The sequence below is a fragment of the Teredinibacter sp. KSP-S5-2 genome (assembly GCF_032773895.1).
Classification (GTDB): domain Bacteria; phylum Pseudomonadota; class Gammaproteobacteria; order Pseudomonadales; family Cellvibrionaceae.
This window is the reverse complement of the sequence record NZ_CP120416.1, coordinates 2,669,865-2,691,149: the sequence shown is the minus strand read 5'-3', so window position 1 is coordinate 2,691,149 and position 21,285 is coordinate 2,669,865. Positions and strand designations below refer to the sequence as shown.

The 21,285-nt window shown below is 45.2% G+C and carries 14 protein-coding genes; 4 read left to right on the top strand and 10 right to left on the bottom strand.

What is annotated here, in order from left to right; all coding sequences use genetic code 11:
• Position 1: 1 nt before the first annotated feature.
• From P5V12_RS11655 to P5V12_RS11615, 9 genes are all read right to left on the bottom strand, one after another.
• Positions 2-2,974 carry a TonB-dependent receptor domain-containing protein gene (locus P5V12_RS11655; RefSeq protein ID WP_316953263.1) on the bottom strand — a complete coding sequence of 991 codons (2,973 nt, stop codon included), beginning with the start codon at positions 2,972-2,974 and terminating at the stop codon, positions 2-4.
• A gap of 49 nt (positions 2,975-3,023) precedes the next feature.
• Complete coding sequence (locus tag P5V12_RS11650) at positions 3,024-3,989, bottom strand: FecR family protein (protein WP_316953262.1); 966 nt, start codon at positions 3,987-3,989, stop codon at positions 3,024-3,026.
• Positions 3,990-4,011: 22 nt separating this feature from the next.
• Entirely contained in the window at positions 4,012-4,518 is a 507-nt protein-coding gene (locus P5V12_RS11645; RefSeq protein WP_316953261.1) for an RNA polymerase sigma factor, read from the bottom strand.
• A gap of 258 nt (positions 4,519-4,776) precedes the next feature.
• The gene (locus tag P5V12_RS11640; protein WP_316953260.1) at positions 4,777-6,492 is read right to left on the bottom strand and encodes a BatD family protein; all 1,716 of its coding nucleotides are present in this window, start codon (positions 6,490-6,492) and stop codon (positions 4,777-4,779) included.
• Between the two features lie 25 nt (positions 6,493-6,517).
• A complete protein-coding gene (locus P5V12_RS11635) occupies positions 6,518-8,548 on the bottom strand; it encodes a VWA domain-containing protein (RefSeq protein WP_316953259.1) in 2,031 nt (676 codons plus the stop codon).
• 3 nt (positions 8,549-8,551) lie between these two features.
• Positions 8,552-9,541: a VWA domain-containing protein gene (locus P5V12_RS11630; protein WP_316953258.1), complete on the bottom strand. Its 990-nt coding sequence runs from the start codon at positions 9,539-9,541 to the stop codon at positions 8,552-8,554.
• Positions 9,534-10,112, bottom strand: coding sequence for a DUF4381 domain-containing protein (locus P5V12_RS11625; RefSeq protein WP_316953257.1), 579 nt, complete (start codon positions 10,110-10,112; stop codon positions 9,534-9,536). The genes P5V12_RS11630 and P5V12_RS11625 overlap by 8 nt, the downstream gene beginning before the upstream one ends.
• A complete protein-coding gene (locus tag P5V12_RS11620; protein WP_316953256.1) occupies positions 10,112-11,062 on the bottom strand; it encodes a DUF58 domain-containing protein in 951 nt (316 codons plus the stop codon). Before P5V12_RS11620 ends, P5V12_RS11625 begins: the two co-directional genes overlap by 1 nt.
• A gap of 16 nt (positions 11,063-11,078) precedes the next feature.
• Positions 11,079-12,041 (bottom strand): MoxR family ATPase, encoded by a 963-nt coding sequence (locus P5V12_RS11615; protein WP_316953255.1) that lies wholly within the window; start codon positions 12,039-12,041, stop codon positions 11,079-11,081.
• 275 nt (positions 12,042-12,316) lie between these two features.
• Here P5V12_RS11615 and P5V12_RS11610 point away from each other — a divergent pair, with 275 nt between their 5' ends.
• The 3 genes from P5V12_RS11610 to P5V12_RS11600 all read left to right on the top strand — a co-directional run bounded on the left by P5V12_RS11610 (position 12,317) and on the right by P5V12_RS11600 (position 18,481).
• Positions 12,317-17,146, top strand: coding sequence for an NAD-glutamate dehydrogenase (locus P5V12_RS11610; protein ID WP_410483338.1), 4,830 nt, complete (start codon positions 12,317-12,319; stop codon positions 17,144-17,146).
• Positions 17,147-17,152: 6 nt separating this feature from the next.
• On the top strand, positions 17,153-17,380 hold the full coding sequence (locus P5V12_RS11605) for a DUF2835 domain-containing protein (RefSeq protein ID WP_316953253.1): 228 nt from the start codon (positions 17,153-17,155) through the stop codon (positions 17,378-17,380).
• A 66-nt stretch (positions 17,381-17,446) separates the two neighbouring features.
• On the top strand, positions 17,447-18,481 hold the full coding sequence (locus P5V12_RS11600; protein WP_316953252.1) for a quinone-dependent dihydroorotate dehydrogenase: 1,035 nt from the start codon (positions 17,447-17,449) through the stop codon (positions 18,479-18,481).
• Between the two features lie 125 nt (positions 18,482-18,606).
• On the opposite strand, the gene rmf is transcribed toward P5V12_RS11600, so the two are convergent.
• Positions 18,607-18,810, bottom strand: coding sequence for a ribosome modulation factor (gene rmf, locus P5V12_RS11595; RefSeq protein ID WP_316953251.1), 204 nt, complete (start codon positions 18,808-18,810; stop codon positions 18,607-18,609).
• 252 nt (positions 18,811-19,062) lie between these two features.
• On the opposite strand from rmf, the gene rlmKL reads away from it, so the two are divergent.
• Positions 19,063-21,276 carry a bifunctional 23S rRNA (guanine(2069)-N(7))-methyltransferase RlmK/23S rRNA (guanine(2445)-N(2))-methyltransferase RlmL gene (rlmKL, locus tag P5V12_RS11590; protein WP_316953250.1) on the top strand — a complete coding sequence of 738 codons (2,214 nt, stop codon included), beginning with the start codon at positions 19,063-19,065 and terminating at the stop codon, positions 21,274-21,276.
• The last annotated feature ends 9 nt before the right edge of the window (positions 21,277-21,285 follow it).

Below are 21,285 nucleotides of genomic sequence, written 5' to 3'. Positions count from 1 at the left end.
ATTATTGCACTGATATCTTTAGCTTCGCATAGAAGTATCGACCACGAATATCGTAGGTTCGTGCGTCGAAGTTATCGTTAAAGGCCGTGATGGAAAAGGGCGGCTCGGTGTCCAGAATGTTGTCGACGCCGAGAAATAATTTGACCTGATCGGAAAACATCGATTGTTGAAATTGGATATTGTGTATTAGCCAAGAGTCGATTTCTCTTTTTGGGGTAAATGCTGTTGGGGTTTCTGTCATACTGTCTACGTATAAATTTGAATAGGCAATTTGGCTGCCTTTGTAGCTCAGTACCAAACTTGTATTATGTTTCCATTTGGGCAATGCTCCATGCCCTCCTGAAAAAACATCAACATATTTACCCGATAAATCCGTGTCGAAGGTATCCACTTTGGAGCCAACAGTGTATTTGTCTATATAGGTTGTGTTAAAGCTGAAGCGGGTTGTAAAGTCACGATTTGAGTATTCAAAACCCAAAGCTGCATCATAGCTTGTTAGTTCCCGGAAACCAAAATTAAAGTAGGTTGTGTTTACTTTTATCAGTTCACCAATTTGATTCCTTTCCACTAGAGGCACATCTGCACCAATTGCGTTTTGGTAAACAAGATATTGTGGATTGATGGGGTGGATCACGTTGTTCTGATCAATATAGTGATAATCCAGTTGAATGAAGAAAGAATTCAGCCCTCCGTTACGCCACATTATTCCTACGTTTGTACTGTTGGCGTCTTCAGGTTCCAGATCAAGATTACCGTTGGATTCAACCAGAACCTGATTAGAGTTTGAAAACGACTGAACTCGACACCCAGGTAAACGACCTACATTCTCAGCAATAGCGCAAGGATCCGAAATTTTAAAATAGGAGTTTCTTCCTTCGGTATAAAGCTCCCGCAATGATGGCGCATCAAAGCTTTCTGAATAACTGCTGCGAAGAGTAAGGTTTTCTGTAGGGTTAATACGAAGACCAATTCTTGGGGCAATGTTTTCTCCAAAGTCGTCGTAGTGTGAATAACGGAAAGCAAATTCAATGGCTGTACCAATCTCGTATGGCAGTATTGACGGTGAGTACTCCATTTCACCATAAAGTTCGCGAATATCCCGTTCTCCTTTCTGGTTTGGAATGACATTTTCACCAATAATAAAACTGGTCTTTGCATTGTGTTGGGCTTCAATAATTGATTTTTCTTCCCTGAACTCAAAACCTGTGGCGAGTAATAGAGGAATATCATGATCTTGATTTAGATCCCAGCCATAATCAAAATTTAAGCTTTGTAATATGCTTTCGCCGGTGACGGTAGATGTGGTTCCTATATAGCTGGCTTGTTCAGGCGTGATTGAGCCTGGTCCGCCAATAAAATTAATTGGTACACAGCCGTCGATATCTATTCCCTGGCACCCACTCGAAGGGCCAATGCCACGTTGTAGTTTGAAACCGTCAACCAGATTTGTTGAATATTTTTTGCTGTCCGTCTCGCTGTAATGATAAGCAAGACTCCATTGTTGATTATCCAGTGTTTGCGACAGCGATACTTTTACAAAATCACTCAATGTTGAATTGAACTGTTCTCTATTGGATAGTTCATTTATTCGTCGGGTGACTTTCCCTAGGTTGGCCTGAAATATATTGTGAATATTTTCAGCTGAAACAGTTAAAGGATACTGTTCTTTCGAGGTGTTTACCGGGACGGGCGAGAATTCAATGGTGCTTTTAGAACTCATATGAAAATAACTCAAATCTGCAGAGAGTTCTGGCGAGATTTGAAGTGAGTTGTAAGTATAAAAACCATACCGGTCTGACGGTGATGTTGACGTTGTGTCCTTATGGAAATTATATAAATCGTCTGCTGTGGTATAGCGAACATTAGGAGGGTCGTATTGGTCTTCAACCAGAATAGACGAGCCATCCACTAGATAAATAAAGCTGTAAGGCGTAAAAACGGAACGGTTGTCTCTTCCGCCTATATCGGTTGTGTCGGCGCTGGATGACAGTTCTCTATCCTTGCTGTATATCGCTTCCTGATCAAAAGTAAACGCCGATGCGTAGAGACTGATAATGTCGTTATTAAATCCGGCCTTAATGGTGGTCGAATTGGTTTTCATATCTTCACGGCTTGTTTCTCCGTAATATTGTTCGATATCGAAGCCGTGTAGTCTTTTTTGCAAGATGACATTGACTGTTCCTGCAATGGCATCTGAACCGTATATGGCCGAAGTTCCGTCTTTAAATATTTCGACGCTTTCAACGGAGAAATAGGGAATGGAATAAAGGTCAACCAGTTCGGACTGTAATGCTCTCGGTGCAATCCGCTGTCCATCAACCAGAACCAAGGTCGTATCAGCAGGTAAACCACGTAATGTTACTGAGGCGCTGCCGTCGCCACCGTTACTTACAGATGTACTCGTTGTTGCGCCTGTAACAACCGGGTTGTATTTCAATAGATCATGTAATGATGATGAACTGGTTGTTTCAATATCGTTGTGATTGAGCTCAATTAACGAGCTGTTGTTGTATGTACCTTGTCGAAAAAGGTGTGACCCGGTTTGTTTTACGCCAGTAATTACAATCTCTTCTATAACCGCGTCGTCTTTGTTAGAGGTGTCGTTTTGTTTAATGGTGACAACGAAAGCATTTTTGCCGGTTTTTTTTATTTCGCAATCGCAATATTGCACCGCAATATCTAGTGCTTCACTCACTGAGTAGCTGCCATTTATTTCGCCTGATTCAATGTTTTCAATTTCCTTGTGGGCAAAAGCGATAGTGCTTTCCGTTATCTTTCCTATCGCAAGAAGCATATCTGGTAGGCGCGTGGTTTTGAGTGTAAACGAATATTTTTGTGCTTCGCCTGATTCTGCATAACTCGTAGTACCGGATAAGAGCAGGACGAGGGACGCTGTGGGAAGTACACAGACTTTAGCGTATTCAGTAAGGGATTTTCTTAAGTGAGAGCTGATTGCTACTGCAAGGGTGTACACTGTCCGTTTGCCTTCATTTGATTGTTATTATTGTTCGAATGCAAGTGTCTTAATAGATAGACATATTTTGTTGGTCTAATTTAAGGGCGTTACTGAGTAGGAGTGCATTGAGTGCATCTTCAGGGGCACTTAAATCAAATGTCCCCGATATTTTTACTTGTTTCATCGCGTAGGCGACATCCCGAACCGGGTCGTTCAGGTAGCGATTGAGTTCTTTAATTACATCTTCAAGTGGTTGTTGGTCAAAAGCCAGATATTTTTCTTTCCAGGATAATAAGTACGGTTTTTCAACTTTACTAATATCGGTTAAGCCGTTTCCATCAAATTCTATCTGCTCGTTGACGGTCACTTTTTCTTCAGCCGGTTCAAGGTTGGTTCGGGTTTTGGCTTCCTCAACTTTTACCGTTCCTTCCGTAACCACAATACTGGCTAGGTGTTTTGATTTCCGAATGTTAAAAGCAGTACCAACAGCCGTTACTGTTCCTCGGTCAATATCGACAGAAAAAGGGCGGTCTGGGTCTTTCGCTACTTCGAAGTAAGCCTCGCCTTGCTTTAAGTGCAGTGCTCGCTCGCTCTGTTGGAAATTCACCTGGAGCTTAGTTGCTGTGTTTAGGGTGACGATGCTGCCGTCAGATAGAGTGACAGACTTTTGTTCACCAACCGATGTCGCATATTCTTCGATTTGGGGTTTTCGGGTGTGCTCCCATGCGAAACCGACAATGGCACAGATAAAAATAAAAGCTGTGGCAAGGCCATAGCGAAAGAACGCGTTATACATTCGGGGAGCGGGTTTGGCCGGCGGCGGGGCAAATTGGTTTGGATCAATCTCTTTTGATAGCTGACCGAGGGCTTTCCAATCCTGCTCGACATTGTGAAATTCAATTTTATGGGAGTCGTCCAAGTGATACCAACGCTGGAATTCTTCCATTTGGTGTTTATTCAGGGCTCCAGACTGAAGGCGCACAAACCACTCTTCAGCCTCAATTTTAGCCTTGTTTAACGGGGCCTTGGTCATAGACGATCTTTCATGAAAACAATTACTTTCTTACAGCTTCGCGGCATGATCTAAGCGCATGCAACATGTACTTCTCTACAGAAGAGACGGATACGTCCATCTTAACCGCAATATCATTGTAAGATAAGCCATGAATTCTATGATAGATAAAGGCTGTTCGGCAATTTTCGGGCAAGCGCTCCAGGGATTCCTGCAACTTGCCTAGTTGGCGCTGGGCTTCCACGGCTTCCTCCGGAGCATTCGACTCAATATGCTGCTTATGATGCTTTTGACTCTCTAAATACCTCTCCTTAACTTTTTCATGGCGAATATGGTCGACGACCAGATTTTCAGCCATTCGGTAGAGGTAGCCGCGAAGGTTCTTAATGTTGCTGAGGGTTTTTTCATTGGACAGGCGAGCAAAGGCCGTTTGGGTAACATCCTCTGCCAGATCATAATTCTGGTACTTTCGAGTGAGAAAGTTCAAAAGCCCAGGGGCATGGTCCGAAAATAGCTCCTGAAGCAGGCTTTTACTATTAGATTGACTCATGTGACCTAATCTTTATTTTTTTATTTTGTTGTTATTTTTAGCCTTGTCCTGGCTATTTTGTGAGCCGCTAAGCTAACAAATCTGACTAATACTATCAACTGATCATAATGTCTAATACTAGGCACTTAGTATAGCTATTTGGAATGCATGTCTCTTAGGCGTAGCACACAAATTTGTCATCTCGTTGATCTTATGTGCAGCTGGATTAACTTGATTAGAGTCTGCAGAAAAACATGCAGACTCCTGATTTAATAGAGTTTAGTTGGGGTAGAGGGGGGCAAGTTCGTCTGTATTACTTTCTTTATTTTGTTGTTGACCCCAGGCTTTTAGCGCTTCCATTAAAAGATTTCCGTTCCAGCCTTCGTTCCCTTGCTTGCCATACAGGCTGGCATCGAGTGCCAGAATCTGATTGGTCAACACAGGATCTTGCGTTTTCTGGTTAATATCTCGGAGTGTTTTCGGTGGATTTGAAGGCCATATGTAGGAAGCCCATATTAATAAACTATCGCGGGCAGCTTTGGCATCATTGGTTGTGCAGGCGTGTTTAAGGTTTTGTAACGCGCGCTTTTTGTTGTTAACGGACTGCCCAGCAGATATGCGTTTTTGTTCTGCTACACCTTGACTGAATTTCCACACAAAATAGAGGCTGATAACCCAAAGAATAACAAGCACTGCTGTGATAATTTGCCACAGGCGTAATTGGGCTTTAAGTGCTTGATATTCATCATTTTCCATTCCGCCATTACTTGTTTGTATATCGGCGCTTGATGAATCGATTTGTGGATCTGTTGTATCCGTTTGCGCAGTACTTCCCTGCAAGAAAACTGTATGTTCGGGTACTTCAATGTAACGTAAGGTATTTTGCGTTGTGTCCCACCAGGGAATGCGTATTCCAGGGATAGTAATATCACCAGGTTTGGTTGCCACTACAGCAGCAGCTTCTGTTTTTTCTGACAAAATACCTTGCGCAGTTTTTTCGTCGTTAAGTTTGGGTTGCTCAGCATAGACTTTCAATTTATCTGAATTTATTGCTGAATGGGCTTTATTCAATACTTGTGGTAACTGCGAAGACATAAGGTTCTTCGCAGTTAAGGTAATGGTTCGGGTAATTGGCTCACCAATGGTTAATTGGTCAGGTGCTTTGCTCCAGTTTTCCGTGACTTGTAAATCTGAGGCCGGTAACCATGTTTGGTCGGTAGGGAACTCCTGAGGTACAGGTCTAACTGTAATGCTTTTCTGTTCTGTTTTAAGACGTTTTAACTTAAAACGGCCTAGGCGATCAAAAATACTGCGGCTACCACCTTGTGTAATACGCAGCTTCCATTGTCTCTCTGGAATGTCAAAGTTGTCGCTGGATTGTGGGAAAAGTGCGTAATTAAATTCTGCCACCAAATACTGGCGACCATTAATGTTTTTTCGATAGCGGCCATCGGGGAGTTCTTGAATAACCACATCGGGAATATCCAAGGGTTCAACATCTTCCAGTTCAATATTGACGGAGTAATAGAGGCGGTAAGTGACTTTAAGCTGCTCTTGTACATATATGCTGGATTTGTCGACGATGGTTTCGATGAAAACATCCTGAGCGACGCCTGGCGGCGGGGCGGTAGGTTCAGAAACTTTGACCTCAATGGCATCACTGTAATTATTGTCTACATTAAATGAGGGGATTAACAAACGTCCGGTGTTTCGAGGCATGAGCACATAGGTCCACTCCGAATATGCAGAAAGATTACCGTTTGTATAACGATATTGATTGCTCTTGTTCTGGGTAATAATATCGAATTGAGCTTCAATCTGGGTTAAATCCGGTTCCCACTTCTTATTTGTACCAGTGTATCGAATTGCCAGGGTCAGGGTTTCTTCAATAGTGATTGAATTTCTGTCGACATTAACAGAAAGCTCATTGGCATTTGCTTGAGAGGCAAATAAAACCAATAACAGTAACCAGGCATGTGAAATAAATCGATTCATTGTCATTGCTTTCTACTCTAATGCGTTACCAGCGTTCGTTCGCTTTATTTTCTGGCGCTTGCCAAGTGCCCTGACGTAACTCTCTACGACGTTTTAGGTATTCGTATTCAAATTTTTTCTTTAATAAGCCGCTAGGGTCGTCAGGAATTTTACGTAACCATTGTTCTCTCGCTTGCTCCGATTCCAGTTGACTGCGGTCTATCTGCTGCGAGAGTTGGGCGCTGTCAGACTCTTCATTTTCACCTTGCTGGTCATCTTCAGAAGGTTGCTGCTGAAGCTGCTTTGTTTGTTGGTTTTGCTCTTGATTCTGTTCCTGCTGCTCTTTTTCCTGTTCCTGATCTAGCGCAGCATCTTGTTTATTTTGTTCGTCAGCAGGTTTTTCCTGAGCGTTCTGATCAGCTTGTTTACCGTACGTATCTTCCAGTGCTTGTTTCTGCTCGTCAGAGAGCTGCTGTTCCTGGGGTTGTTGTTCGCTGTTTGCGTTTTGCTCTTCGGAGCTTGAATTTTGTTGATTTTGCTGCTCAGAAGACGATTGACTATTTTGTTGATTGTTATTTTGCTGCTCAGAATCTCCACTTTGATTTTGTTGTGACTGGTTTTGCTGAGCATTCTGGTTTTGTTGATTCTCCGCATTTTGCTGATCTTGATTCTGCTCTTGCGAATTGTTTTGTTGCTGCTGTTGCTGTTCCTGAAGTGCTTTCAAGGCTTTGGCAATGCGCAGATTATCTTTAGCGGCAGTATAATCCGGGTTTTCTTTTAATGCTTTTTCGTAGTTTTCAATTGCTGCGTCGTAATTTCCCATTTGAGTTTGCGCATTGCCAAGGTTTAATAAATCTTTTGTTTGTTCCCCTTTGGCAAACCCTTCGGCAGCACCCTTAAAGTCTCCAGCGCGATATTTGGCAACCGATTGCCAGGTTTCATCTTTAAACCTATTTGCTGCTGTTTCTGCATCCCCTTGTTTCAGGGCTTTCATTGCTTGTTGATCTTGGGTCTGCCAAATGTCTTTCCATTCCAGGGCATCGGCTTTTGGCGGTAAGCAAAATAGTAAAGGAAGGCATATCAACCAGCCTTTACGGAATGAAAAGGCAACTAGGGGGAGTAAAAGAAACAGTAGCCAAGGGCCTTGTTCATGCCATTGATCGAACTCTTTGAGCGTTTCCTGCATATTATTTTTGGGGTTGACCAAGCCGTAGTTTAATACTGTGCGGATATCCTGTTCAGTATTGGTAAAGGGTACATAAAAACCACCGATATCTGCTGACAGCTCGTCCAGATACCCCTCGTCAAGTTTAGCCAGAATAATTTCCTGGTTGGCCTCGCGGGCAAAACGCCCGTTGCCGAGTGGAATTGGCGCACCTTGTTCTGTACCAATACCCCAAAACGTAATTTTGTGATTATTGTGATCTGCGATGGATTGGATTTTGCTTTGTGCACCGGGATCGATGCCGTCAGTCAGTACCACTATGCTACCGCGGTTGATACCAGAGTTCTTTAATAGGTCGCTGGCTTGTTCCAGAGCCATTTCAATATTGCTGCCTTTCACCGGCATAATTCCGGGGTTTAAACCAGACAAGAAGTTGATAATGGTTTTTTTGTCTTCTGTTAACGGAGAAACGACATGCGCATCCCCCGAATAGGCGATTAATCCTGTTAAGCCTTCATTGCGAGCATTGAGCAGGTCAACAATTTTTAAGCGTGAGCGAACCAAGCGCGAAGGAGTGATATCTTCTGCATTCATGGAAGGGGATAGATCCCAAACAATCACCATGCCGGAAATATCCTGAACTACCGGCTGACTGATTTTTTGCCATGTCGGGCCAGCCAGTGAGATGCTGGTGATTGTCCATATGAACGCAAGTAAATAAAAGGGCCAACGTGATGTTTTCTGATAGGCACCTTCAATCAAGTAGGGTAATAACTTTTCGTTGATGACATTGGACCATTGTCCCGCGCGGGTACTGTTGGTTGCTGAAAAAAAACATATCGCTAATGCGGGTGGAATAGCCAGAAGCCACCACGGGCGCAGAAAATGAAAGTTCAGTAGAAACTCGGTCATATTTTATTGCCTCCCGCCAATCAGTTTTTGTACGGGCAAGAGGTAGTAAAGTGAGAGAGCATAACTCAATAGCAGTGCCAATCCTAACGGCCAGTAATAGAGAGCCGAAATAGGGCGGAATGTTTCAGCTTCCTGTTCGATAGGTTCAAGTTCATCCAACAGTGCGTAGATTTCCTGCAGTTCTTTTGGGTTGTGTGCCCGGAAATAGCGGCCACCCGTTTTTTCGGCAATAAATTGCAAGGTGGTCTCATCAATCTCAGATTCCTGGCGACCAAATATACTCATCTGATAGCCGCCCAAGCCGATGGTATAGATTTTTATGCCTTCTTCTGCAGCCAGTTCTGCGGCCTGCCTGGGGGAGACTTCCCCTGCCGTGTTAGCACCATCGGTTAACAGAATCATGATTCTCTGTGATTCAGGGCGTTTACGAAGCCGTTTTATGCCTAAACCAATTGCATCGCCAATCGCGGTTTTTTGTTCTGCGAAGCCTATTTGTGCTTCCTGTAGCAGTTGGTTTACGGTGTCTCGGTCAAAGGTGAGGGGAGCTTGCAAATAGGCGTGTGAGCCAAAAAGAATTAAGCCCAGTCGGTCGCTGGTTCTGCGTTCAACGAACTCACCGACGATGTATTTCACCACCAGTATTCGGGGTATCTGCCGGTTTTGAATCACCATATCGTCGGTTTCCATACTGCCTGAGATATCAACCGCCAATAAGAGATCCCTGCCACTCGGTGGCAAAGAAACCGCTTCGCCCACCCATTGAGGGCGTGCGCCAGCAGATACCAACAGCAACCAAATAAGCAACAACACAACCATGTTAATTAATGAACTTGTATTAGTTCCCTGATTTGTCTGGCCAGTCATGGATTCAAGCTGTGAGAAAAAAGGTACCTTTAATGAGGCCAGCTGTTGCTTGGCAGCAGGTACCAGAAAATACACCAGCGCAGGTAGCGGAGCGGCGAGAAACACCCAGGGCCAGTCAAACTCAAGCATGCTGTTCTCCTTGCTGTTTGAATGCTGGGCCACGTTGTTCCTTTGGCAGTGTTTTATGGTTTTTCAGCCAGGTGTGGCAAAAGTCGATAACCTGTTTTTTGTCGACTTGTGGATCTTTTTCATACAGGGCTTGATGCCAATGCTCAATGCTTTGTTCCGACAGCTGATGGCCCGATGATAGTTTGTTCAACAGTTGATACCAGCTTCGACCGTAGAGGTTGGCAATGTATTGCCGATGTGACGGATAAGAAGAAAGCAAAACCTGTTTCAATAGCTTGGTGGTTTCCTGTAATACGTCCTGGCCAGATAAGTGGTTATTGGTCGCAATCGCATTTAGCTGTTTTAAAGCTAAAGTACGTTGAATACGCTGTGATTGATTGCGTTTATATAGCGTATAAAGGCCCGCGCAGGCTGCTATGAGCAGCGCGCATAGCACCCACCAACCAATAGCGGGTGGCCAAATGCCAACCGGATTTGGGGTCTCTATGTCATGTAGCTGTGCAAGTAGAGCCTGTTTTGGGTCGGGCTGCTGCGGGGCCAGTGATGTGGCATTGGTATTCGCGGGAGACATTAGTTTCTCCTCCCGGACTTCTTATTGTGGTTGTTTGATGTGAATACATCAAAAATAAAATCGGATATCGGTGTTCCACATTCCACGCTGGCCAAGGGAGCGCCATATTTAGCGCATGCCTGGGTGAGATACTGAATGTGGCTTTGGTGGGCTTGCATAAATTCGCTGTTGAGTTTACTGGATTGACCCGAGACGATTAGGCGTTTTTCGTTGTTAGTAATGCTCAAGTTCGGCAGCTTGGGCAATTGGGTTTCCAGTTGATCATAAATATTAATCAATGTGATATCGGTGTGCCGTGAGAGCAGGGCGAGGGATTCTTCACATTGACGATTAAAGTCGTGAAAGTCACTAATCACAAAAACCGAACTGCCGGGTTTGGCTATGCGATATGTATCCAGCAACATGTTTTGCAGCGGCTGCATGTTCTTGCCAGGTACGGGGGAGTTCAGGCTTTGATTGTATTTTTGCATCTGGTGAATTAATGCCAGTACTGCATGCTTGCCGCGTTTAGCGCGTATATCGTGTTGTTCTGTGTCGGAGAAAACCAAACCACCTATTCGATCATTATTGCTGGCAGCTATCCAACTGATTGCGGCTGCGGCCTGTACTGCAAACACCGATTTAAACACGCGGGTGCTGCCAAAAAACATCGGTGACCTCTGGTCGATCACCAGGTAAACAGGCCTTTCTTTTTCTTCCTGGAATAGTTTGGTATAGGGCTTTTGGGTTCTGGCCGTTACACGCCAATCAATGGAGCGAATATCATCGCCGGCTTGATAGGGCCGAACTTCGGCAAACTCCATTCCGCGTCCGCGGAAGTTGGATCGGACACTTCCTTCCATTATCGCAGCGGATTTCTTCCGCTGTTCCAGAGTCAGGTTCTTAGCCAGGAACCTGAGTTGGAGGAGAGCCTCAACAGAAATGTATGCGCCAGTGGCTGAATTAACCATACGAGGTGCTGCCGGATTAAACTACAGGGACTCGAACAAGTAACTCGTCAATAATCTTGTCCGGTGTAACGCCATTGGCTTCGGCTTCAAAGCTCAGCAGAATTCTGTGGCGGAACACATCGTGGACTACAGCTCGAACATCATCCGGGCTGACAAAATCTTTGCCTTCTAACCAGGCATGGGCTCGTGCGCAACGGTCAAGGCCAATGGTAGCCCGCGGACTCACGCCATACTCTATCCAGCGTTTGAGGTCGTCGCCGTAGTTTTCCGGCTTACGTGTTGCCGCTGTAAGTTGCACAATGTATTCCTCTACCGCTTCGGCCATATGTATCGCTAGAGCAGATTCTCTGGCGGCAAATAGGTCTATCTGGCTGATCTCTTTTTCCGGTTTGGGGACTTGTGTTTCGCGACTGGCTTCAGAACGGTTGAGTCGAAGAATCTTCCGTTCCGCTTCTGCATCGGGAAAGTCAACTGTCACGTGCATGAGAAAACGGTCGAGTTGAGCTTCCGGTAATGGGTATGTGCCTTCCTGTTCAATCGGGTTTTGGGTGGCCATGACCAAGAAGAGTTCGGGCAGTTTGTATGTGGCTTTACCGACACTAATCTGCCTCTCGGCCATGGCTTCAAGTAAAGCGGATTGGACTTTGGCGGGTGCCCGGTTTATTTCATCCGCCAATACCATGTTATGGAAGATTGGCCCTGCCTGAAATTGGAATTCTCCGGTTTCAGGGCGGTAGATATCTGTTCCGGTTACATCGGATGGCAGGAGGTCCGGAGTAAACTGAATACGGTGAAAGTTGGCTTCTATACCGTCTGCCAGAGTTTTGATCGCTTTGGTTTTGGCTAACCCGGGGGCGCCTTCAACAAGGAGGTGGCCATCGGCAATCAGGGCAATTAACAGTCGGTCAATGAGTTTTGGCTGACCCACAATCTGACTCTCTAACCAAGTTTTAAGATCCTGTATTGCTGTCAAACTCATAGGTCTACTCTCGTTTTTGTTTCTATTGTGATCAGGTTGTCGTATTCATCAACACTTGGGTGGTTGTTTAATATACAGGCTAAGAATGTTTCCCAAGTTTTTGAATTATAAGTCTTTATTGGTTGTCCTAGACAAGCGCATTACGCGCAAGTTCCCATAGTGCCTTGCTGGCTTGGTCTATCCTTAAGTAAGGCCGCATATAGCGAAATCAATAGGGGCAAGGCCGAAAAATACCTGGAGAGGAATATCTTGTGTCGAATACCGATAGCAACCGCATGGCATTAATTTCTGAAGTCAAAGATCTCGCCGCGACGAAATTTAAAGGGGCTGAGTTGATTGCATTTCAGGATTTCCTGGATGTGTATCTCTATCAGTTTCCCTTGGAGGAGTGGGAGGGAAGGCAGTCATCGGATTTGCTTGGGATGTGTTTTGGCTTGTGGTACTTCATGAAAGAACCCCCCAATGGGGAGCCCAGAGTTTCAATTTTTAATCCGAATCTGGATGTTCATGGCTGGGTGTGTGGTCGGACGGTGATCACGGTCTTACAGAAGGATATGCCTTTCCTGGTGGATTCGACCCGAATTGAATTAAACGCCCGCGATATTCCTTTACATGTCATTAAGAGCACCGTGTTGCCTGTAAATCGTCAAGGCGAATATTTGGATGTAAAGCAATCAAGCAAAGAGAATATCGAAAAAGAAGCGCTTATATATATTGAAATCAGCTTGCAGACTCAGGCTTCAGAGTTGGCCTCTTTGGTGAGTTCGCTCAAAGCGGCTTTGAAAGATGTGAAAACGGTGGTGTCCGATTATCAGGCGATTCGGGAAAAGCTCAGTCAAGCGAGGGAAAATATTGCTGAACAAAACCTGGAGCATTCCGAAGAACTGGCTTTTCTTGCCTGGTTGCCTGAAAGCCATTTTACTTTTTTTGGTTATCGGGACTTCTCGTTTATTGAAGAAAAGGGAGAACGCTTTTTAAAAGAGCATATTGACGAACGTTTGGGTATCTTCAAAAAAATTAGTCGGGAAGATGTTTTGGTGGCGGAATCCACTTTCAGCCAGGGCATGCAACAGTTTTATTCTGGCGATGAATTAATCTGCTTTTCTAAATCCTCGACACGCTCCAATGTTCACCGTGCTGTATATCCAGACTATGTCGTGGTTAAGAAATACAACGACGCAGGGGAAGTCTGCGGTGAAGTACGCTTTTTGGGCTTGTTTACCTATTCCGTATATATGTTGACCCCAACCTATATTCCACTGTTACGGAAAAAATTCTCCCGCGTTGTTCAGCATTCCGGTATAGACCCGGAAAGTCACGATGGAAAAAGCTTATGTCGCGTGATGGAAAATTTCCCCCGCGATGAACTCTTTCAATCGGATATTCAAACTCTCTATGACAACGTACATACCGTGACCAGCATTAACGAGCGGCATGTTGTTCGGTTGATTATGCGGCGTGACCCCTTTGGTAATTTTGTGTACTGCATGGTCTTTATTCCCAAGGATGTTTACAACACGCGCATTCGACTTAGAGTGCAGGAGCTATTAAGTGAAGCTTTGGGGTCTGACGATCTGGATGTAACTACCGACTTTTCTGAGTCGATTTTGGCTAGGGCACGTTTTGTCTTTCGGGTTGACCCAGGGAAAAATGTTGATGTTGATACGAAAGAGCTGGAAAGAGAAATTATTGAGATAACCCGTAACTGGGACGATCATTTACGTATTTCGTTAATTGAACATCTGGGTGAAGCCAAAGGTTTAAAACACTACTACGAATATAAAAATGCTTTTTCCGAAAGCTACCGAGAACATTTTGATGCGCGTACCGCGGTGAATGATATTCGCATGATCGAAGATATCTCCGGTGAGCCGGGTATTGCGATGCACTTTTACCAGCCAGTGGGCTCTGCGGCAGACAGTATGCGTTTTAAAGTCATGCACAGGGATACACCACTGGAACTCTCCGATGTGATTCCTATTCTGGAAAACCTGGGCTTACGGGTATTAGGTGAGCATCCCTACCAGATTGTTGCCAAAAATGGTGATTGTGTTTGGTTACACGATTTTCAGCTTAAATTTGGTTTACATACCCAGGTAGACGTTAACTCAGTGCGCAATTTGTTTGAGTCTGCCTTTTCTGCGGTGTGGTCCAAGGAATCAGAGAGCGATCAATTTAATCGGCTTGTTTTAGGGGCAAGATTAAGTTGGCGGGAAGTGTCTATGTTAAGAGCTTATGCGGCGTACATGAAACAAACCGCATTTGTCTCCACTCAGCAGTTTATTGCCGATACTTTATCCACGCACCTGGAAATTACACGCAATCTGGTGGCACTTTTTAAAGCCTGTTTTTCGCCCCGTATTAATAAAGGGGCAACCAAAGACGAAGAGCGTATTGCGCGCTTATCGGTGAATGTGCTTGAAGGTTTGGATAACGTAGAAAACCTGAATGAAGACAAAGTCCTAAGGCGGTATCTGGAATTAATTAAGGGAACGTTGCGCACTAACTTTTTCCAGAAACAAAGTGACGGAGAGGGGGAATCATTCAAGCCCTATATATCGCTTAAACTAAGCCCCAGGAAAATCCCGGAGATTCCAGAACCTCGGCCGATGTTTGAAATATTTATGTATTCACCGCGAGTTGAGGGCGTCCATTTGCGGGGCGGAAAAGTTGCCCGCGGTGGCCTGCGTTGGTCTGACCGGTTGCAAGACTACAGAACAGAAGTGCTGGGCTTGGTTAAAGCGCAGCAAGTTAAGAATGCGGTGATTGTACCCAGTGGCGCAAAGGGTGGTTTTGTTGCCAAGCAAATTCCGGCAAACGCCACCAGGGAAGAGATTTTTAAAGAGGGCGTTGAATGCTACAAATTATTTATTCAGGGCTTGTTGGATATTACCGACAACTTGGTCGAGGGTAGTGTTCAACCTCCTGTTGACGTTGTGCGAAGAGATGACGATGACCCATATTTAGTTGTCGCAGCAGACAAGGGAACCGCGACTTTTTCTGATATCGCCAATGCGATTTCATTGGAGTATGGCCATTGGTTAGGTGATGCCTTTGCTTCAGGTGGCAGTCATGGTTACGACCACAAAAAAATGGGGATTACCGCCAGAGGTGCCTGGGTTTCGGTGCAACGGCATTTTCGGGAAAAAGGTATCGATATTCAAAACGAAGATTTTACGGTTTTGGGTATTGGTGATATGGCGGGCGATGTATTTGGTAATGGCATGCTGTTGTCTAAACATATTCGATTACTGGCCGCGTTTAACCATATGCATATTTTTATTGATCCTAATCCAGACGCAGAAAAAAGTTTCGTTGAGCGCAAACGGCTTTTTGAAACAGCTGGCACCAGCTGGCAAGATTATGACAGCAAGTTAATTTCTGCAGGGGGCGGTGTGTTCTCCCGTTCAGCGAAATACATTACGATTTCTGCCGAGATGAAACAGCTTTTGGGAATTAACGCGGAACGGCTGTCGCCCACTGAATTAATACATGCCTTGCTTAAAACCGAAGTGGATTTAATCTGGAATGGAGGCATTGGAACCTACGTTAAATCGTCGAAAGAATCCAATGCGGATGTCGGTGACAAAGCAAATGATAGCCTGCGGGTGAATGGACGAGAGCTACGTTGCAAAGTGTTTGGCGAAGGCGGAAATTTGGGGATGACCCAATTAGGTCGGGTGGAGTTTTCGCTTAATGGCGGTGCCTGTAATACTGACTTTATTGACAATGCGGGCGGAGTAGATTGCTCTGACCATGAAGTGAATATAAAAATTCTGTTGGATGAGTTAGTTGTTAACGGTGACTTAACCGAGAAGCAAAGGAATAAATTACTGTCGGATATGACCGATGCCGTAGCGGATTTGGTGTTGGAAAATAACTATCGCCAAACCCAGGCACTGAGTGTGGCGGAGTTTCAGGTAAAAGCCCGGATTAATGAGTATCGTCGATTTATTACCTTTCTGGAAAACACCGGACGCTTGGATCGGGCCATCGAATACCTTCCCTCTGACGAAGAAATAGCGGAACGATCCGCTCAGGGGATGGGATTAACCCGTCCGGAATTGTCGGTGCTTATCTCTTATGCCAAGGTTATGCTGAAAGAGGAGCTGCTGGATTCAACGCTAGCTGACGATTCCTATGTTGGCAGGGCGGTAGAAACCGCATTTCCTGAAAAAATTCGTAAGAAAAATAAGAAAGAAGTTCATCAGCATCGTTTGAAAAAAGAAATTGTGGCAACGCAGATTGCCAACAATTTAATTAATTTCATTGGTATTACCTCATGCCACAGGCTACTTGAATCCACTGGCGCGACTTTAGGGGATATTGCTAAAGCCTATGTGGTATCACGGGATGCGTTTCGTCTGGAGTCATTTCAATCCGTTGTCGAAGGGTTGGATAATCGTGCACCGGCGGCTTTTCAATCGGAAATCATTGCCAATATGATCCGTCGTGTACGACGTGGTACGCGTTGGTTTTTACGTAATCGACGTTCTGGTATTGAGCCGCAAAACGAGATTAATGTGTTTGCTCCTGCACTGGACGAAGCACTCAAATGTATTCAGCTGGTTATGGAAGAGGCTGAAAATGAAGAGTGGAGAATGCGTAAGCAGCGCTATGAAGAAAGGGGCTTGCCAGAAGAGTGGGCCTCCAGATTGGCGATGCCGGACAACATGTTTTCCGGTTTGGGCGTGGTGGAGGCTTCATTGATTTCAGGTGAATCAATTGAGGCGGTCACCAAGATTCACTACATTTTGTTGGATCGGTTGAATTTGAGTTGGTTTGCCACTCAGATTTCGGAAGTCACCGTAGAAAGCTATTGGCAGGCTATGGCCAGGGAATCCTATATTGATGACCTGGAAGCGCAGATACGTAAGTTGTGCGTGAATATACTGCGTCTGGCGGGGCAGAGACCAATCGAAGACGCGGTGGAGATGTGGCACAAACAGCATCAGTACTTGATTGATCGATGGCGAACTATGGTCAACGAAGTGCAGGGGACACAGGTTACGGATTATGCAATGTTCTCAGTGGCGATGCGCGAACTGATTGATTTGGCGCAGGCAACCGCCCACTGTAGTGATCTGACCCACTGCGAGATTTAAAGTGCTATGCATAGCAATACCGTGATCGTGGATATCCAGATTTCTGCTGAGGAGTATCAGAAGATGTATGCAGGCACAGCAAAGAATGTTCTCTGTGTTGCTCGCGATGGGCGTCGGATTCGTTTTCCGGCGCCGATCTTACGTCCTTTTGTTACACGCCAGGGAATTTCCGGTGCTTTCCAGATTTATTTCGATCAGAACAATAAGTTTGTGGGAATCGATCGACTTGCCTAATCTTTCTCTGTATCCTCCGCCACGTGAATTTCAGCCGTATTACTTGTTAAACCTGATAAAACCACTATGTACTCAATTGCCCAAAAAATTCTCTTCGCATTAAACCCTGAAACTGCTCATGAACTCTCCCTGGACTTTATGGGTGCCGCAGAACGTCTCCATCTACTTAAGCCTTTTGTTAAAACCGTACCGGCACAACCGGTTGAGGTTATGGGCCTGACTTTTCCCAACCCGGTGGGTTTGGCAGCAGGGTTGGATAAAAATGGGGACTATTTTAATGCCCTGGGTCAGCTAGGGTTTGGCTTTATTGAAATTGGCACTATTACGCCGGTTTCGCAGCCGGGCAACCCAGAGCCTCGCTTGTTTCGCTTGGTTGATGAGCAGGCCATTATTAATCGTATGGGGTTTAACAACAAAGGTGTGGCGCACTTGGTCGAACAAGTGAAGCGCAGACGCTATAACGGCGTTCTTGGTATCAATATCGGTAAGAACAAGGTTACACCTGAAGAGAATGCGCTGAGCGACTACGAAAAGTGTATGGATGCTGTATACGACTGCGCAGATTATATTGCCGTTAATATTTCCTCACCCAATACACCAGGCTTACGTAACCTGCAATTTGGTGAGTTGTTTGACCAGCTATTAAAAGGCATCAAAAACAAACAGGCAGCCTTAGCTGAACAGTATGGCAAATATGTGCCTGTCGCGGTCAAAATAGCACCAGATATGACCGATGAAGAGTTAGAGAGTGTGGTTGAAACACTTGTGGCCAATAACATTGACGCGGTCATTGCGACTAACACGACGGTTGGACGGGAAGGTGTGGAGAACTCCACCCACGTTGACGAAGCCGGCGGTTTAAGTGGTGCCCCCTTAACGGAAAAGTCGACGCTAGTTATTAAAAAGCTTGCCAAATTATTGGATGGCAAAATGCCCATTATCGGTGTAGGCGGCATTATGGACGGCGAAGATGCGGCGGCTAAAATTGCGGCTGGTGCCAGTTTGGTTCAGCTTTACAGCGGTTTTATATACCGTGGTCCAGAATTGATATCGGAGTCAGTGAAAGCCATTAAGGTGGCAAAGTCAGTCGTAAGTGACTAATTGGGTAAAACGGCGCCGTTTAATACGGTAATGCATAAAAGACAAACCCGGAGCAATTCTCTCCGGGTTTGCTTTGTCAGTAATAAACTGACAAGGAATACTCCTTAAATAGGAGTATAGGGAAACTACATGTTGGCTATTTTTTGCACCTGTGCCAAGGTGTTATAACCGTTCCAGTGGTCCTCCCGCGCTTCTCGCCATCCCATAAGCCAAGTTTGCCTGGCGTCACCTGTTTCATAAGGGCATATGCTCCGTGATTTTCCGGCCATAGCTGCAGAGTAACCGCGAGCAAATGCACGTTCTGATAGGGTTCTTTTTTGGCTTTTCATAAGGTAGGAACCTCGCTTCTTTCAGTTTATAGAATGGCAAGGTCACAACTCTGATTCTTGATTGTGAAAGGAATGTTTTCGAAAGAGTATGAATTGTGACCACTGGCCTCTCATTGGCGTTTTTTCAAAAGCGGAGATCCAGTCTCCCAAAGCGAGGGGCAAATGTGAACGAATTATTTCTTCTAGCCAGCGCTGCCTATATGGCAACATCGAATAAAATACAGAGAATTTTGTGCTAAGCACCATAAGAAAATGAAAGATCAAATATCCTTTTTTGCTAGTTGCCCCAAGGGGTTAGAACAACTTCTTTTCACCGAGATCGAGTCTCTTGGCGGGCTGCAGTGCAGGCAGACCGCTGCTGGCGTCTATTTTCAGGCGGATCTAAAAGGCTTATATAAAGTGTGCCTTTGGTCACGTTTGGCAAACAAAGTGCTTATGCCACTGACAGAAGCTGACAGTAGGAATACGGATACTATCTACCGGGATGTGAAGCAGGTCGCCTGGGAGAAGCATTTTTCACCGGACTGCACGATGGCAGTGGACTTTATTGGCTCCAACCGGTTAATTCGCAACACCCAGTTTGGTGCGCAACTGGTGAAAGATGCGATTGTTGACCGTATTCGCGAACAATGTGGAGCGCGGCCGGAAATTGATCGTAAGACCCCGGATGTGCGTATTAACGCAAGACTGACCAAAGGCAAGGTTATCGTTAGCCTGGATATGAGTGGCGACAGCCTGCACAAACGAGGCTATCGCAAACAGCCGGGTGGCGCGCCTTTGAAGGAAAATCTGGCAGCGGCCATTTTAATTAGAGCTGGCTGGCTGGAAATCGCGCAGGAAGGTGGGTCGTTGCTTGATCCTATGTGTGGTTCGGGAACCCTGTTAATCGAAGGTGCCTTGATGGCGCTGAATATTGCCCCGGGGCTGGCCAGGGCAACTCGACATGGTGTTGGCTTCGGATTTGAGTACTGGAACCAGCATGATGACAAAACCTGGCGAGAAGTGATTGAGGAAGCAAAGCTTGCAAAACGAGATGACTTCGTTGATGAAGGGTGTGAAATTCGAGGCTATGACATTTCCAATAAAGCGATTGGGGTCAGTGAAGCGAATATCGAGCGTGCAGGTTTGGACAAGTTGGTGCGGGTGAGTAAGAAGCCGATGCAGGAGTTTGTGAAGCCGACGCATAAAGAAATCAACCCTGGCTTAATCATCTGTAACCCGCCATACGGTGAGCGTTTGGGTGAAGTTGAAGCTTTGCGGGCAGATTACTTAAGCCTGGCTCAGGTTATGAAGAAAGAATTACCAGGCTGGACTTTAGGCGTGTTTACCGGTAACCCAGAACTGGGCAAAGAAATGCGCTTGCGGCCCAAGAAAAGCTACAAGCTGTTTAATGGCACCATTGCCTCCGAATTATTACTGTTTGATTTGCTTTCCGGTGATGAAGCGCAACTGCGGGAAGGCCCTTCCAACCGGGAAGTGATTCCAGAAGTGAATGAGCAAGAGCGGATTTATACCGAAGAGGTGCTCACCGAAGGCGCAAAAATGCTGGCCAATCGTTTGCAGAAAAATTTACGTAAATTAAGAAAATGGCAAAAACAGCAAGGTATGGATTGTTTCCGTGTATATGATGCGGATATGCCTGAGTATGCAGCAGCAATTGATTTTTATCAGGGCGATATTCACATACAAGAATATCAGGCACCGAAATCCATCGATGCGGATAAAGCCGAAAAACGTTTTGAGGAGATTCTTCAAGCGTGTTCTTATGTGTTTAACACGGCTTACGGTCAATTGTTTGTAAAAACCCGCAAGCGCAATCGAGGCAAAGAACAATACGAAAAGTTGGAGACAAGAAGAAGCGAAACCCGTGAAGTGCGCGAGGGGAGTGCTGTTTTTAAAATTAATCTCACGGATTATTTGGATACCGGGTTATTTCTGGATCATCGGCCATTGCGTTTACGCATTTATCAGGAAGCCAAAGGCAAGCAGTTTTTAAATCTATTTTGCTATACCTCAACGGCGACAGTACATGCGGCACTGGGTGGAGCAACATCGTCGGTCAGTGTTGATATGTCGAACACCTATTTAGATTGGGCAAGAGATAACTATCGGTTAAACAATATTCATGAAAGCCGCCATAAATTAATACGTGGTAATTGTTTGGATTGGTTAAAGCAGTGTCGACAGGGCTTTGATTTGATTATGCTCGATCCACCGTCTTTTTCTAATTCGAAGAAAATGGAAGGTGTGCTGGATATTCAAAAAGATCACGCGAAATTGATTCAGCGGTGTATGGATATTTTAAACCCTGGGGGTACGCTGTATTTCTCCAATAATTTACGCAGTTTTAAACTGGATGAGGCAATTAGCGAGAAATATACGGTAAACAATATTTCCGCCGAAACCATTGATATGGATTTTAAACAAAACCCGAAAATCCATTATTGTTGGCAAATTCAGCACTAGAAGAGACGC